This window comes from Chitinophaga sp. HK235 (assembly GCF_018255755.1).
Lineage (GTDB): Bacteria > Bacteroidota > Bacteroidia > Chitinophagales > Chitinophagaceae > Chitinophaga.
In genome coordinates this window covers 1,782,066-1,798,066 of record NZ_CP073766.1, presented here as the reverse complement: position 1 = coordinate 1,798,066, position 16,001 = coordinate 1,782,066, and the positions used below count along the sequence as shown (strand labels likewise).

Annotated in this window: 13 protein-coding genes; 7 read left to right on the top strand and 6 right to left on the bottom strand. The window is 45.1% G+C overall.

Annotated elements, in window-relative coordinates; all coding sequences use genetic code 11:
- Positions 1-89 precede the first annotated feature (89 nt).
- The gene (locus KD145_RS05655) at positions 90-851 is read right to left on the bottom strand and encodes a response regulator transcription factor (protein ID WP_212004933.1); all 762 of its coding nucleotides are present in this window, start codon (positions 849-851) and stop codon (positions 90-92) included.
- Positions 852-984: 133 nt separating this feature from the next.
- Between KD145_RS05655 and KD145_RS05650 the strand changes: the two genes are divergently transcribed.
- Both KD145_RS05650 and KD145_RS05645 read left to right on the top strand, forming a co-directional pair.
- Positions 985-1,638: a DUF1349 domain-containing protein gene (locus KD145_RS05650; RefSeq protein WP_212004932.1), complete on the top strand. Its 654-nt coding sequence runs from the start codon at positions 985-987 to the stop codon at positions 1,636-1,638.
- Positions 1,639-1,993: 355 nt separating this feature from the next.
- Positions 1,994-2,938 (top strand): hypothetical protein, encoded by a 945-nt coding sequence (locus tag KD145_RS05645; RefSeq protein ID WP_212004931.1) that lies wholly within the window; start codon positions 1,994-1,996, stop codon positions 2,936-2,938.
- On the opposite strand, the gene KD145_RS05640 is transcribed toward KD145_RS05645, so the two are convergent.
- From KD145_RS05640 to KD145_RS05630, 3 genes are all read right to left on the bottom strand, one after another.
- Positions 2,933-4,687 carry a hybrid sensor histidine kinase/response regulator gene (locus KD145_RS05640; protein ID WP_212004930.1) on the bottom strand — a complete coding sequence of 585 codons (1,755 nt, stop codon included), beginning with the start codon at positions 4,685-4,687 and terminating at the stop codon, positions 2,933-2,935. The genes KD145_RS05645 and KD145_RS05640 overlap by 6 nt on opposite strands.
- A gap of 264 nt (positions 4,688-4,951) precedes the next feature.
- Entirely contained in the window at positions 4,952-5,617 is a 666-nt protein-coding gene (locus KD145_RS05635; protein ID WP_212004929.1) for a hypothetical protein, read from the bottom strand.
- A gap of 33 nt (positions 5,618-5,650) precedes the next feature.
- Positions 5,651-6,160, bottom strand: coding sequence for an RNA polymerase sigma factor (locus tag KD145_RS05630; RefSeq protein ID WP_212004928.1), 510 nt, complete (start codon positions 6,158-6,160; stop codon positions 5,651-5,653).
- 357 nt (positions 6,161-6,517) lie between these two features.
- Between KD145_RS05630 and KD145_RS05625 the strand changes: the two genes are divergently transcribed.
- Positions 6,518-7,504, top strand: coding sequence for an aldo/keto reductase (locus KD145_RS05625; protein WP_212004927.1), 987 nt, complete (start codon positions 6,518-6,520; stop codon positions 7,502-7,504).
- 215 nt (positions 7,505-7,719) lie between these two features.
- Entirely contained in the window at positions 7,720-9,297 is a 1,578-nt protein-coding gene (locus KD145_RS05620; RefSeq protein WP_212004926.1) for a Na+/H+ antiporter, read from the top strand.
- On the opposite strand, the gene KD145_RS05615 is transcribed toward KD145_RS05620, so the two are convergent.
- Together KD145_RS05615 and KD145_RS05610 are read right to left on the bottom strand one after the other, a co-directional pair.
- A complete protein-coding gene (locus tag KD145_RS05615; RefSeq protein WP_212004925.1) occupies positions 9,290-10,108 on the bottom strand; it encodes a GNAT family N-acetyltransferase in 819 nt (272 codons plus the stop codon). The two genes, KD145_RS05620 and KD145_RS05615, sit on opposite strands and share 8 nt — an antisense overlap.
- 226 nt (positions 10,109-10,334) lie before the next feature.
- On the bottom strand, positions 10,335-12,107 hold the full coding sequence (locus KD145_RS05610) for an ABC transporter ATP-binding protein (protein WP_212004924.1): 1,773 nt from the start codon (positions 12,105-12,107) through the stop codon (positions 10,335-10,337).
- 744 nt (positions 12,108-12,851) lie between these two features.
- Here KD145_RS05610 and KD145_RS05605 point away from each other — a divergent pair.
- From KD145_RS05605 to KD145_RS05595, 3 genes are all read left to right on the top strand, one after another.
- Entirely contained in the window at positions 12,852-13,370 is a 519-nt protein-coding gene (locus KD145_RS05605) for a UpxY family transcription antiterminator (protein ID WP_212004923.1), read from the top strand.
- Between the two features lie 282 nt (positions 13,371-13,652).
- Positions 13,653-14,375 carry a thioesterase II family protein gene (locus tag KD145_RS05600; RefSeq protein ID WP_212004922.1) on the top strand — a complete coding sequence of 241 codons (723 nt, stop codon included), beginning with the start codon at positions 13,653-13,655 and terminating at the stop codon, positions 14,373-14,375.
- Positions 14,372-15,997, top strand: a complete 1,626-nt coding sequence (locus KD145_RS05595) for an MBL fold metallo-hydrolase (protein WP_212004921.1) — start codon at positions 14,372-14,374, stop codon at positions 15,995-15,997. Before KD145_RS05600 ends, KD145_RS05595 begins: the two co-directional genes overlap by 4 nt.
- Positions 15,998-16,001 lie beyond the last annotated feature (4 nt).

The following is a 16,001-nucleotide window of genomic DNA, read 5'->3' as shown; positions in this document are numbered from 1 at the left end:
TTGCTGTTTAATTTAAGCGGAATTTAAGTTTGTTTTAATCTCGTTTTAATGTTGCTGGTAAAGCGTTTTATTCGATGTGATTGTGAGGGTTAAATCAGCTTTATCGATTCTGCCATCCTGCAGGCTTCCATTGAATTAGTGACATGCAGTTTTTCGAGAATGTTCTGCCGGTGACGATGTACAGTATTCACACTGATAGAAAGTGATGCAGCTATGTCCTTACTTCTTTTCCCATTTTTGATGAGTAACAGTACATCTTTTTCCCGTTCTGTGAGGATATTATTCAACCGGTATTCATCAGGACTTATTACTTTACCTGTTCGCGTATTGATAATAGAACCCTGGTAAGTGCCGGTATGATGGGGGTCGGGAGAAAGATTGTAGAGGCATAGCGCCAGCCAGATACTACCATCTTCCGTGCTTTGTATATAAAACATCCGATGCTGAACAGGAACATATTTTTTATGTTTGTCCTGCATGTGCAGTGTGCTGATCACCTGATAGTCTGATCTTTCAGCAACAGGAAGACTTTTTAATAAATGGAAGAAACGCAGCTCCAGCGCGTATTTCCCGAGCAGGTCTGTTTCCCGTATTTTCTTCAGAATATCCTCTTCCCAAATCGATGTTATCTCCCTGGAATCTTCTTTATGAACAATACCCAGCGCTGATGCTGCTCCGCCGGTGTAGATATAACTTTTGTTGGCTTTCAGATCACTTAAAACACTGATGGAATTTTCTACCTGTGCATATAGCTGCGCAATCAGCTGGAAATTGGAAAGTTTTACGGACGCATTGCTGTTGCCAAATGTTTGCCGGAGTAAATTGTTATTAAGTGCATGTAGAATATTCATAATGTATTGATATGGTTATTTTTAACCATTGTGCATTCATTATTAGGGATTTACCTTTGCAAAGGTATTGGTTTTATATGGTTATTCTCTGAAAGACCAACAATACTGCGTAAAAGTTAAATGCTATTTTGATATGAAGAAGATTATTTTAAGTGTATTGATGATGTCTGTGCTGCAATCACTTTCTGCCCAGAGTCTGGAGAAAATGCAGTGGTTTAATGAACCCGCGAAATGGGAAATAAAAGAGAATGCTTTATCCATGTTTGTTACACCCCAAACGGATTACTGGCGCATATCGCATTATGGTTTCACGGTAGATGATGCCCCGTTTTATTATGCTACCTATGGTGGTGAATTTGAGGTGAAAGTCAAGCTGACAGGAGATTATAAAGCAAGATTCGACCAGATGGGCTTAATGATCAGAATTGACCACGAAAATTACATCAAAACCGGCGTGGAGTTTTATGATGGTAAATTTAATGTGAGCACAGTGGTTACGCACCAAACCAGCGACTGGAGCGTATTACCGCTGGATAAAACACCTCCGTTCATCTGGATTAAGGCCATCAGAAGACTGGATGCGGTTGAGATCTATTATTCCTATGACGACAAAAATTATGTTATGACACGGAATGCTCCGCTCAAAGATAATCGTCCGGTAATGGTAGGGCTGATGGCTGCTTCTCCTGATGGTAAAGGATTCCAGGCGAAATTTGAAAAATTCACCGTTCAGCACCTGCCAGACCTGCGGAGATTAAACTGGTTGCAGCAGCACTCAGAAAAATAAACTTTTTAGGAAACCTGTCCTTATGAATCACCCCTGCTAAAGTTCCACTATTATAAAGGGCCGGATGGGCCCATAAAATAAAAAAGCCTTCAAGCTACCCGCTTTGAAGGCTTTTTTATTAAATAAAATGCGCATTTTTGCGGCAAAACCGGTCATCCCTATGTCTCTGATGTTTAGATTGTCTTTCCGGAGGCGGTCAGGTGAGTATGTAAAATCCGGCGGATTAGAGGATACACTATACAAAAGAATTTGATGGTCACAAACAATTATTGCTCGTATATCCCTCTGCGTTATACCTTACTGATGCTTCCTTTTTTATGCTTACTAAATCCCTCATTTTTAAATTCCTCTACTCATGGAAAATGTTACACAGGCCTGCGTAACGATACCAGGCGATTCCCAGATCAGCCCATTTTACAATCAGGTTCAGGACAATACACTTATCTGGGCCCGGGAATTCAGGCTGGCCCCCGATTTTAAGCCGGTGGCATGGTATACGAAAGCCCGCTTTGGCTTTCAGGCTGCAAGGGAGTATCCGCAGGCTACACTCGATCAGGTGACGCTGGCAGGACAGCTGTTGACCTGGCTGTTTACCCTCGACGATACTTCCGACCGGGGCTCTACAGATAAAACAGCCGCCCATCATATGCGCCTGCAACTGGAAGGCTTCATCGGAATATTAAACAACCAGCCATACGATGGCGATGGGAAACTGGAGCTGGCCCTGGTGGATATTGTCAGCCGTTTAAAGGCTATGAACAAACCCTTTTTGTTTAAACGGTTCTGCGAACATATGATTGACTATATCAAAGAATGCCAGTTCGAAATTGAGACGCAGCTGTCCGGCAGGAAACCCGATATTGAAAAGTACTATAAAGAGCGGCCCTATACCGGTTTTTACATCATGTTCCCACTGGTGGATATTTTCAACAGTTCAGCACTTCCGGATGAAGTATACGACCACCCTGTAGTCAGAGAGATGGAGCTGTGTATGAACATGTGCGGTTGCCTCAGCAACGACCAGCATTCCGTTGCGCGGGAAGACGATATGGAAGAGAAAGGATTTAACCTGATCCTGATTGCCCGGCGGGAAAAGGGAATCAGCCTTCAGGAGGCTAATACATTTGTGGAGCAGGAGCATGCCCGGTATCTCCGGACATTTGAACAATGCCGGGACCGGTTGCCTTTTTGGAGTGAGACTGTCAACCGGCAACTGAACGATTACCTATCCGGCTTATGTAGAATTGTACGTGGTTACGATGACTGGGCTGTAATGGACACAGGCCGTTATGCCTCATGACAGCGTATGATTGGGAAGGAGAGGAGCCAGTGCCATATATAAATCATCGAAATGAACGGGTTTAAGTAAAAAGCCGGCAGCGCCGGTTTTTAAAATTTCCTCCTTAGAAAAGGCGTCCCCGCTGATAATCAGAATGGGGATGCTTTTTAATTCAGGATCGCTTTTTACAAACTTCACCAGTGCTGCGCCATGGAAGCCTTCCATGCTCAGGTCCGAAATGATCACATGAGGTTTTTCTGCCCTGATTTTATCAATGACTGTTGCTCCATTGGTGCAGATAACGGGGTTTATGCCTAATCCCTTTAAGAATTTTTGTAGAAGCGATGCGCCTAAAAGATCATCTTCCACTAACAGTACCCTGGCACCATAAAAGGTGTTTCGGCGCAATTGGGTGCCCGGCGTATTTTGTTTGCAGGCTATCGCGGGCTCATAGGGCAGCTCACACACAATCGTTACTTGCCCTGCTCTTGCACTATCAGGGATAAGGGCTACCTGACCTCCCAGGTGCTGGGCCAGATTTTTGGTAATGGCCAGCCCTAAACCGGTTCCGGTGCCGTTCTTGTTTTCAGTGACAAACCGGTCAAAGAGCTTGTCCGTGATATTGGGGTCTATCACACCTTCATTGGTAACTTTTATGATAAGGACATTGTTTTCTGCAGTGCAATCCACCTGTATTTCGCTTTCTCCTTTGGAGAACTTGACAGCATTACCCAAAAGATTGTTTAAGATCTTCGTCAGGATCAGTTCATCACTATAGATCGGATTATGGTGAAGCAGTGGTGAAATGGTATGGTTGATCCGGATGCCCCGGGAGGAGGCGATATAGCCATTGGCGGCCACACAACGTTTCAGGCAGTTTCCGAATGAAATGTTTTCTTTTTTGACCGTATAGAATTTACCGGATTCTATGCGGGACATTTCCAGTACATTGTTGATGATATTGCGGGTGATGTAACAACTATCGTATAAACTATTGTACAGGTCTTCGTTTTGTGCAGGCTGTTTATCCAGTTTCAGCAGCTGGGCGATGGAGAATACGGCATTGATAGGGGTGCGGACTTCGTGGAAGGTATCCTGAAGAAAGACGCTTTTACGGTCGCTGATGGCTTTCAGGCGCCTGGCTTCGTGTAACAGGCTGTTAATTTGTGTGGTATAGCTCATGAGCAGTCCCAGTATAAATATGAGCAGTACAATACTGGTAGACCAGCGCATGATGATGGTAATATTTCTGTTCAAATCCAGCGGAGCTACAAAATTGTAGTAGGAGTTGAGGATCATATAGGCGCCAACTCCCAGGCATCCGGCAATACAAAGCAGTAATATCTTACTTTTTTTATACAGTATGAATGCAGAAGCGAGGTAAAAGGTGATCACTGTAATAAATGCCAGCAGCAGTTCGAGTGAAATAGCCGGCCCCAGCACAGTTGACCAGTATCCGATGAAAATGGCATTGGTCACCAGCATCAATAAATTGGCATTATAATACTGTTTGGACCTGTTGAGGAAAATTACGCTCAGAAAACAAAGCGTTTCTATTGGCACCCCAATCAGAAAAAGAGCAGATGGTTTGAGAAAATAGAAATAAACGCCCACACTCGCTACCAAAATAATCAGCACTACTGCCATTAAATTTAAGACGATAGTGGATCTTTTTTCGACATCTTCCGCATTTTCAGTAGTACCGGCCAGTATGGGTTTCAATAGCATGGTTTTTATCAATAGGAAGCCAGCGTTAATATCACTTTTCATTTTACTACCAAAGGGTTTATAGGTTTAAAGGCCTTTCTCTTATTACAACATGCCAGGATAATCCGGCTAAAGGTTTTTCAATCCGGTAAAAAAATCAACGCAGGTGTAAGAAATGCTTTAACGGAGTAAGATAGTGAATTTATTGAAATTGAAAGTGTATTTTTCTGTTCTCACATATTGATTGTCAGTGCGCTTGGCGCATCATACTCCTTTTACGGCCAGGTTTCTTCCATCATTCAAAGAGCTTCGGGGGCGGGTTGTGGCTTATTTGTTTTTAAAGCGCTCTATCTCTTCTACCTCGTGGGCGGCTTTGATAATGTAGGTCCATTCCTTGCTGCCAAAGAGGATGCGGAACCATTTTTTCTCCATATTCTGCGGCGTGATATTCCGGAAGAGCCAGATGGACAAGAGGGTAAAGCCGAGGGTGACGGGAAAGGCTGTCAACCAGAAAGCGCCTGCTTTATCATGTATCCAGGCCGGTGTCCAGAACCAGGTACAATAAAATGGCATCTGCAGGAATGATACCCTGTAAATATGAATCGTGGATGCCTGCAGGGCGGAGAGCCGTTGTAGCGTATCGGTGACGCTGCTGCCCAAATCGATACGGCGGATTTGTATTACCTGGCGCAGATAAACGATAATGGCAATGATGGTGAAGATCATGATCATGCCCATCGAAATGGTGAAAAACGGATTGCGCAGGTGATCGGCGTATACGAGGAAACCCAGCAGTAATACGAGAATGATGCCCAGCAATACCGCCCATATTTTAAACCGGGCTATTGAGTTGAGTATGGTTTTTACTTTAAACTGCTGCAGGTGCGTGAAGGTTTCCAGATTAACCATCCAGGCCTGCATATTCAATATGCTGGCCTCTTCAACTTTCCGGTTGAAATCGTTCCAGAGGTTTTCTAATTTTATGTCTTCCATATCCTGTATTTTTAATCAGTTATATTATTAATATCAGCCCGGGTCACTCAGTATGTTCTTTTTCAGCTTTTCCTTGATCCTGCTGATTTTGGTGGCTACGTTCGTTTCTGTCAGTCCCATGATTTCGGCGATCTCCCGGTAACTTTTCTTTTCAAAATAAAGGATGACCAGGGCCCTTTCAAGGTCCGGCAGCAGGGCAATATGTTTTTGCAGCTTATTGGTGGCGGCTTCCGTTTCCATGGTATCCGGACGGGTGTCTTCAATTTCCAGATAACGCTCTTCAAACGGAATTGTCCCCTTATTTTTAATCCGGTTCCGGTAGTACGTGATGGCAACGTTGATGGCAACCCGGTACATCCAGGTGGAAAATTTACAGGCCGGGTCATATTTGGGAAAGCCCTTCCATAGCGTAAGAACAATTTCCTGCGCCAGGTCTTCCCGGTCAGCTTTATTGTAGCAGTAGGCATAGCAGATCTTAAGGATGATTCCCTGAGTGCCCGCCATTAGCCGGATAAATGCTTCCTGTTCTTTTGATGTGCTCATGCTGTATGCTTACAATATATGATACGCAGCCGAAAGGCAAAAATCACAGGAGAGGGAAGAAATTTTTTAGGTTGATGAGGATTATATGTTTTTGTATGGTTTTGTTTTTTAATATTTATGGGTTGGTGTTAAATCCCAGTTCCTTTACCGGTGTATACGTCTCCGTTAGAGAGGCCGGTTGCGGTAACAGGCCGTCATATCAGGCTTTAGAATTACGATTGATACTGCTATCAGGCAGAATAAGTATCTTTAATATCTTCTTTGAAATGCACAATTAATACTGTTGTTTTTACAATTTGCAACGGTGCTGCCCGGCTACCTTTGCGGGATCGGATTAATAAACGGAAAAAATATATTATGAAGTACAGAACATTAGGAACTACAAACGTTCAGTTGTCGGCCCTTGGATTGGGCTGTATGGGTATGAGCCATGCCTATGGCGTTCCCGACGATGTGGAATCCATCGCCACCCTGGAAAAGGCGCTGGAAATTGGTATCAACTTCTGGGACACAGCAGATGTATATGCAGCCGGTAAAAATGAAGAGCTCGTAGCGAAAGTGCTGAAACCCCACCGCAATAAAATTTTCATTGCCACCAAATTCGGGTTTACCGCCAACCCTTCAGATGGCGTGATGCAGTTCAATGGTTCTCCCACTTATATGAGAAAGGCGGTGGAAGCCAGCTTAAAACGCCTGCAAACAGAGGTGATCGATTTATACTATGCCCACCGCATAGATCCGAATGTACCGGTAGAAGAAATGGTGGGTGCTATGGCGGAGCTGGTAAAAGAAGGGAAAGTGCGCTACCTGGGCCTGTCGGAAGCCTCTGCCAATTCGTTGCGCAAGGCGCATGCCGTGCATCCCATCAGTGCGTTGCAAAGCGAATACTCCCTGCTCACCCGCGATGTGGAAAAGGATATTCTGCCCACCTGCAAGGAACTGGGCATTTCGTTTGTGCCATTCAGTCCGCTTGCCAGGGGCCTCGTTACCAACGACCTCGACATCAGCAAGCTCGCAGATAACGATTTCAGGAAATTACTGCCCCGTTACCAGGGCGAACACGCCGAAAACAACAGGCGGCTCGCAGCCGCTTTCGCAGAACTGGCCGCCGGCAAAAACTGCACACCCGCCCAGCTGGCCCTGGCCTGGGTGCTGGCACAGGGAGAAAACATCATCCCCATCCCCGGCACCAAAAGGCGCAAATACCTCCTGGACAACGCCGGCGCGGTAGACATACAACTAACGCCTACCGATCTGCAAAACCTCGAAGACCTGCTGAAGAAATTCCCCAACACCGGCGAACGGTACAATGACTCCATGAACCAGCTGGTGGACCGGAGTTGAATTTTGTCTTACTCAGGATTAGACTGATTTTAAAGCATTGTTGTCCGGTTAAAATGGATATAATATGGCCTGTATTCCTTTATAGTAAAGGGATACAGGTTCTTCACGCTTTGCTTTGGAATCCAGTGTAGGTCCCAATTATTTTATCAAGGTGAAAACCCCAACCCTATTTCGCGTGTTTTCCTTCACGCACTACGCACATAAATTCAACCAGAATGATCGAGCACTTTCCTTTTTACATAACCCTGATTTTAGTGATCATATTGCTGATAATGCTGGCCAACAGAATAAAGGTGGCCTATCCGGTGCTGCTGGTGGGGGCCGGATTGCTGATCAGTTTTATACCTGGCATCCCTGTGATGCGTATTAACCCCTCATTAATATTCATCATCTTTTTACCGCCGTTGTTGTATGAAGCTGCCTGGGCTATTTCCTGGAAAGAACTATGGCGCTGGCGGCGTATCATCAGCAGCTTTGCCTTTGTGGTGGTTTTCCTGACAGCCTTGTCGGTGGCGTTTGTGGCCAACACCTATATCCCCGGCTTTTCGCTGGCATTGGGTTTTCTGTTGGGTGGTATTGTATCTCCGCCAGATGCTGTTAGTGCGGGTGCTATTTTGAGGTTTGTGAAAGTACCCAAACGTATGTCTTCTATACTGGAAGGGGAGAGTTTGCTGAATGATGCTTCTGCATTGATTATTTTTCGTTTTGCCATGATAGCGGTAGCAACCGGGCAGTTTATCTGGTACGAGGCGGCGCTGAGTTTTGGTTGGATGTTATTGGGAGGCGTGGGTATCGGTTTGATAGTAGGATGGATATTTATGAATATTCACAAACGGTTGCCCACCGATGCCAATATGGACATTATACTCACTTTCATAACGCCTTATGTGATGTATATGGCAGCTGAAGAAGTGCATAGTTCCGGTGTGCTGGCCGTAGTGAGCGGAGGATTGCTGCTGTCTCACCGGAGGCATCATTTTTTAAAGGCTACCTCCCGTTTGCGCGGGGTGAATGTTTGGGAGAGTATTGTATTTGTATTGAATGGTATTGTCTTTTTGCTGATAGGGCTGGACCTGCCGGAAATTACAGCCGGGCTGAAACAGGAGGGCATCAGTTTTTCAGCTGCTGTTGGTTATGGTTTATTAGTAACCGTGGTACTGATTGTCATGAGGGTTATAGCTGCTTTCGGTGCTGTGATTGTCACTATGATTGCCCGTAATTTTATTACTGTCGCGGATCCCACCTATCCCGGCTTACGAGTACCATTGTTATTGGGCTGGACAGGTATGCGCGGCGTGGTATCGCTGGCCGCGGCTTTGTCTATACCTGTATTATTGGATGGAGAGCCGTTCCCACAGAGAAACCTTATCCTCTTTATTACCTTTATTGTGATACTCACCACCTTGCTGTTGCAGGGGTTAACACTTCCCTATTTAATTAAAAAGATACCGCTGCCCGCCTTTAATGACTATCTGCCGGAGGAGGACGCGGAATATATACTCAGAAAAGGATTGGCCCAATGTGCGCTTGACCATCTTAACACACATTACAGCGAACAGCGAGGCCACCATATCTTCCTGCAACAGCTGGCTGATAAGTGGGAAGAAAAATCCCGGGAAGATACAGACCCCGCATTGCCTGCCGAAAGCAGGGATATATATCTGGACATTTTAAATCAACAGCGCCAGTGGCTGCTGGATAAAAACCAGGAAGCAGAGCATGTTGATGAAGACATTATCAGGAAATTTTTACACCAGATAGATATTGAAGAAGAAAAACTCAAATTTATCTAGCGGCGTATTTTAACCTGTAATAAGGCAACTCTCTGGAAACTTCAAAGCCCAGTTTATGGGCCAGTTTAAAGGAGCCGGTATTACTCAGTTTGCAGGCCCAGATAGGTTCAAGATCTTTTTCCAGGCAGTAGTCTATCAGTGCGGAACATACTTTATGTGCCAGCCCTTTTCCCCTGAATTGATCAACGGTTTCAATGCCCAGTTCCAGCGCCCCTTTTTCAATGAAAGCTGCAAAAGCTACGGATGCCAGCTTGTTGTCGTAATACAAACTATAGCCTACACCGTTAGTCGCAAATTCAGCTGAACTGTTCCAGAAGTTAGCCGGAATAACAGCCCCCTGCAAGGTCTCAAAAACAGTCTCTGTGGTAGGAGCAATTTGTATCCTGACATCTGCCTGTTCACCGGCTTTATAATCCAGGTATTTCTCTTTGTTGAATTTAAAATTAACCCTGGTGTCCAGTTCCACTTCAGGGATAAGGTTATGGTGATCATCCCTGAATAATGCACCCAGAACCGGATTCCAGTCATGTGGAAATGTCTGCATCCATTCATCCCTGTCACGTGGGCTGTCAGCATTGATAATATACTCCCTGAATTGTTGATTAAACACTTCATTATCGCTTTTCCCCAACAATAAAGACATCCCATAGGGGTGTAGGATATAAAATGTCTGAGGGGTTCCGGTATTATCTACATACACTTTCCCGTCGATCTTTTGTTCAACAACGGCGCGCGCAAAATAAGTATTGAATGGAGTCGCGTTTAAAGATCCCACCAATGTATGATAGTTATTTTTATCAAGTAATACCATCTGTTTATCTTTTAACAAGTCAAAAAAGTCAAAAAAGTCAAAAAAGTCAAAAAAATGCAAACAAATATAGCCCAGGGCTTTAGCCCTGGGAAGATAGGGATAAAATGGCGCAGTGGGGTAGTCCGCATGCTGGAAAAGGGATAGTCCGGATGTTGTGAATGCGCTTGCATAAAAAAGCCTGCAGGATGATCTGCAGGCTTTTGCTATTGTAAAATATGTTTATCGCCTATTGTATAAACTGCATCTCACACAGGTTTTTATACAGCCCGTAATGATTATTGATCAGTTCTTCATGGGTACCTTCTTCTACAATCGTTCCTTTATCGATAACGATGATTTTATCTGCCTGACGGATGGTAGACAGGCGATGGGCGATGACGATGGAGGTACGGCCTACCATGAGTTTGTTGAGGGCATCCTGTACGAGTCTTTCTGATTCGGCATCGAGAGCGGAAGTAGCTTCGTCGAGGATCAGTATGCGGGGCTCTTTTAAAACGGCTCTGGCGATGGCTACGCGCTGGCGTTGTCCGCCGGAGAGTTGAAGGCCGCGTTCACCTACGATCGTCTGGAGGCCTTGTGGCAGCCGCTGGATAAATTCCCAGGCGTTGGCTTTTTTGGCGGCCATGATGATTTCTTCTTCGGTGGCATTGGGTTTTCCATAGGCGATATTTTCGCCGATGGTGCCGCCGAAGAGGAATACGTCCTGTGGTACGGTAGCGATCTGGGAGCGGAGTGCTGATAATGGGTACTGATGACTTTCTCCGTTGTCGAAGAAGATATGGCCGCTCGTAGGATCGTATATGCGTAACAGTAAGGATACGATGGTGCTTTTGCCGGCACCGCTGGGTCCTATCAGTGCTATTTTCTGATCGGCCCATGCATCGAAGGATATGTCGGAGAGTACGGGCACATCTTCCCGGCCGGGGTAACGGAAGGATACGTTTTTGAAACGGATATTACCCTGCAGGACATGTTCAGGGGCGATGCTGGTTACGGGTGCCAGGGGCTCTGCGGGTTCATCGAGGATGGCGAGCAGATTTTCTGTGGCGCCGAAACTTTTCTGCAGGGCGGTATATACGTCTGCCAGGCCGCCGATGGAGCTGCCGATGAAAAGAGAGTATAATACAAATGAAAACAGATGACCGCTGTCGAGGCCGATAACAGCTCCTCTCCAGATGACTGCCACCAGGGCGCCGAAGATACCCAGTATCACAAAAGAGGAGAGGGCTGCACGGTATTTTCCGTTCTGGATACCGATAGAGGCGGCTGCATCTGTTTTTTCACGGTAACGGTCCATTTCCATAAACTCATTGGCAAAGGCTTTTACGCTGAAGATGCCTTGCAGTGTTTCTTCTACAATGGTACCTGAAGCAGCTACCTGATCCTGCACCTTTTTAGAGAAGTGCCGGATGAAGCGTCCGAATATGACTGCGATGATCACCATCACCGGTAAGATGGCCAGCATAAAAACCGTGAGTTGTGCTGAGGTCAGCATCAGGAAAGCGATGCCGCCAACAACGATGATCAGCTGTCGTATAAATTCTGCGAGGGTAGTGGTGAAAGTTTCCTGCAGCAGTGTGATGTCTGCAGATATTCTGCTGTTGAGCTCTCCCACCCGCCGGTGAAGGAAAAAATTCATCGGCAGTTGTATCAGATGATTGTAGATGGTCTGTCGCAGGGAGGCCAGTGATTTCTCTGAAACCTTTACAAAAAGTATTGTTCTGAAAAATGCGCTGGCAGATTGGATGATTAGGATTCCTATTAAATAAATGCCAATCAGATGGATGGGCTCTGATCCAGGCTGCTGTTTGCCTGCATTGACGAGTCGTCCCAGCAGGTCGGGGAATAGTAGTCCGGCCAGACTGGATATCAGCAGGAGTAGCATGCCTGCAGCGAAAGAGATGCGGTAGGGCTTCATGTATTTAAACAAACGAAGTGCCTGCTTCGGATTGGCTGCAGTATTTTTGTTGGCGGCAGCAGTTGTTGAGGGAGTGGTCATTGATAAATATTGGAATGATACAAAAGGGTTTAACACGGTTGTTGGCAATGCGGTTTCTACATGGCTTATGACACAAATGTATGGATGCATAAGATTTAGCAACGGGCGGAAAGTTAAAGATAAATCGCTTTACTACAATGAAAAAAATGGTTTTTATAGTCAAAGGTTTGTAAGTGTGCTGTTTGTATTAAATGATTGTTAACGGCAGCCAGCGATTACGATGCAGTGTGGTATGCAGTCCTTCCTGTTTACTGCTGCTGAATTCAGATTCCGGCTGATTTATCATAGCAGTAGAGGTGGTTTTATTTTCGTTCTGGCTTCACCGTGACCTGATAATTTTTTTTGCTGAATAAAATATGTTTGCTAAATTCGAATCGCTAATAAGGACGATAGAAGTGTTAATTATTGTATGTAACGATAAAAAAAGTAGTTAACGGACCCTCAAATAATCGAATTTCCTTTAATGTTTTCAATGACTAAAACAAAGGGTTGAGCACAGCCAATACTATCCGGAAAATTCTCTGAACAACCTATTTGGATCTATGTGTTAACTTTAAATGAGTCATTAAACAATAAGCTACTTTATTTTTTTCAAGTGATGTGAAGAATATGGATTCACAATAGCGACAGCTTTGTTCGCTCCTGAAGAATGGATGCATTTTTCAGGGGGGATGGATACATAGACTTAACGGATCGCCTATGTCTTTTTTTTATACAATAAGTATCCTTTAGAAAATACCCTAAATGAGCGTTCAGATAACTGGCTGGTATGTGGTATATACCAAGCCCCGACACGAAAAAAAAGTTGCCGGTTTTTTGTCAGCTTTAGACATTGTTAACTTTTTGCCGACAGCCAGAATGCTTCGCGTGTGGAAGGATCGAAAAAAGTACATTGATTCACCTTTGTTTCCATCCTATCTCTTTATATATCTGGAGGATCTGGAAACTTACTATAAGGTACTCAGCCTGGAGGCCGTACTTTATTATGTCAGAACAGGAAAGGAGGTGGTCAAGGTAAAAGAAGATGTTATCCACAGTATCCGGTTGGTAACACAACAGGTAAGTGATATGGACATTGAGGTCTCGGATGATTACTTTCAACCCGGAAAGCAACTGATGATCAAAGACGGGATTTTATGTGGTTTGATCTGTGAGGTGGTAGAAATAAAGGGACAACAGAAAATCCTGGTAAGAGTCAATATGTTGCAGAAGAATATTCTGGTGGCGGTATCTAGTGAATATCTCGATTCAATTTCAGCATAAGTTTAAGCTACCTCGCCATTGTAATGCTTAGCCTTTGAATTGTTCGGTCATACATTGGAAAACCCTGGCACATCCTAAACACAGCATGGAGCCCCCCTTCTGCCCGTGGTATTTATCAGCCTGTACTTTCCCGTAACAAAGAATTACTTGCGGAAATTCTTCCGTAAATGGCGGAAGATTTAGGCAAGCGGACTTTTATTAATCTGGTACCGGAGAACGCGGTCCGGAACAGGAATATTTTGTCTATAACTAAACGCTGTCATGCGTGGAAAATTTGATCCTATGGAGAAAATTAATCTTTTCTGTCTGCCTTTTGCTGGTGGGAGCAAGTATTCTTACCGGTTGTATGAAGAGCACCTGCCTTCATTTTTAAACATTATTCCGCTTGAGTACCCCGGCAGAGGTACACGTATGGGGGAACCATTAAAAGAAGATGTTAACCAGCTCGTGAATGACCTTTACCTGCAGATAGCCGATAAGCTCGACAGGTCTGCATACGCCATCTACGGCCATAGTATGGGAGGGCTGATGTCTTACCTGCTCACCCGGAAGATCCTTGAAAAAAGAAGAACACCTCCGTTACATCTCTTTATCACCGGCACTTCCGGCCCTGGGGCGCTGTCGCGCACAGAGAAAAAAAGACATCTGCTCGATAAAAGATCATTCATCGAAGAAATCAGAAACCTGAATGGAAGCCCGGATGAAATTCTTCAGAATGATGAATTACTGGATTTTATAGAACCGATTCTGAGAGCGGATTTTAAAGTCTCGGAAAACTATGCCCATGCTTCCAATTCTCCTTTAAATATACCTATCACCGTTATTACCGGCACCAGGGAAGAGATGAAACCGGAAGATATCCAGCTCTGGCAAAAGGAAACCATCGTGCCCGTGGACTTCAGACGGATGCCTGGTCACCACTTTTTCATCTTTAAATATCCGTACGAAATAGTCGGAATCATCGCCAAGAAATTACTTGTTCATCACAAATCATATCAATTATGAGCGAAACAAAAGTATACCTCAAGCCTAACGTAGTACTGGAGCCGCTGTATGACCGGTGGTATGCCTGGAGTCATCTGATATCGCCTGCCACTGCAGCGATGAATACCATTGCACGCCACCTGACTATCATGGATTCTTATCTGGACGATCCTGCTATTCATGCTGAAGCAGTGCTAAATCCGAAGATGAAAGGAGGCCCCTTTATGGACTTTAACGGCGGTAGGGTAGACGAGGTAAAAGCCCTGAAAGAAGATATCCTGAAACGCCAGAAAAGAGTTATCGAATTTGCCAACGCAGCGAAAGAACTGGACAAGATCCTGCTGGCAGAGTGTAAAGGTTTCGGACTGGAAAATGCTTATGGTCTTGTGCCGGACATCCTGAAAGGTTACGTGGAACTGTATTACGATCGCAACAACAACGCAGATTTCCGCTTCTTTGAATCGCTGCTGTACAGAAGCGAATTCTATAATAAAAGTGCCCAGAGCATCGCCTTGTGGATTACCGACAACGACCACCGTCCGTTCTGCTTGAGCACACCACGGCTCAACGAACCGGATGTGCTGCACCTCGACATCCCCTTCGATCATCCCGGCATCGATGAAATAAGCCGCATGAAGAGAACGGGAAGACCACTGTCTGAAATCAAACAGATCCTGGGCATCACACCTGAACAGGAACCACTGTTTGAAACACTCTTCACAGAAACACCACCACCGTCTTATAAAAAGTATACCGGCGACAAAATCCGCATGCGTTACTTCGGACATGCCTGCATACTCGTTGAAACAAAAGATGTAAGCATCCTGGTAGACCCGCTGATCAGCTACTATGGCTACGAAACAGATATCGAACATTTCTCTGATGCCGACCTGCCAGATGTGATCGACTATGTACTGATCACTCACAACCACCAGGACCACATCCTGTTTGAAACATTACTGCCGCTGCGTCATAAAATCAAAAACCTGATCGTTCCCCGCACCAACAGTGGTAAACTGGAAGACCCGGACCTGAAACTGATGTTTGATAATATCGGATTTACCAATGTGGTAGCCGTGGATGAAATGGAGACCATTAAATTTGTAGACACTACTATCACCGGTCTGCCCTTTACCGGTGAACACAGTGATCTCAATATCCTCACCAAATCCTGTTACCTGGTAGAGATCAGTGGCTTTAAGCTGTTGTTCCTGGCCGATTCCAGGATTGTGGAATCTGCCCTGTACAAACATATCCATAGCGCAATTGGTGATGTGGACGTAATGTTCCTGGGTATGGAATGTGATGGTGCTCCGCTCACCTGGCTGTATGGACCGCTGCTGACCAAAAAGATCACCCGCGACCAGGATGGCAGCCGCAGGCTGGCCGGTTCTGACTGTGCCAAAGGCATGGCGCTGGTGAATATCTTCAACCCTAAAGAGGCCTACGTATATGCCATGGGTATGGAACCCTGGCTCGAATTTATCAGCAGTATCAAATACACCGACGAATCCAACCCCATCATACAGTCCAATAAACTGGTGAAGGAATGTGAGGCCAGAGGTATCATCGCCGAACGCCTCTATGGAGAAAAAGAACTATTATATGAAAGGAAGGAAGTACTGATTGCTGAGTTGGATTAGTGCC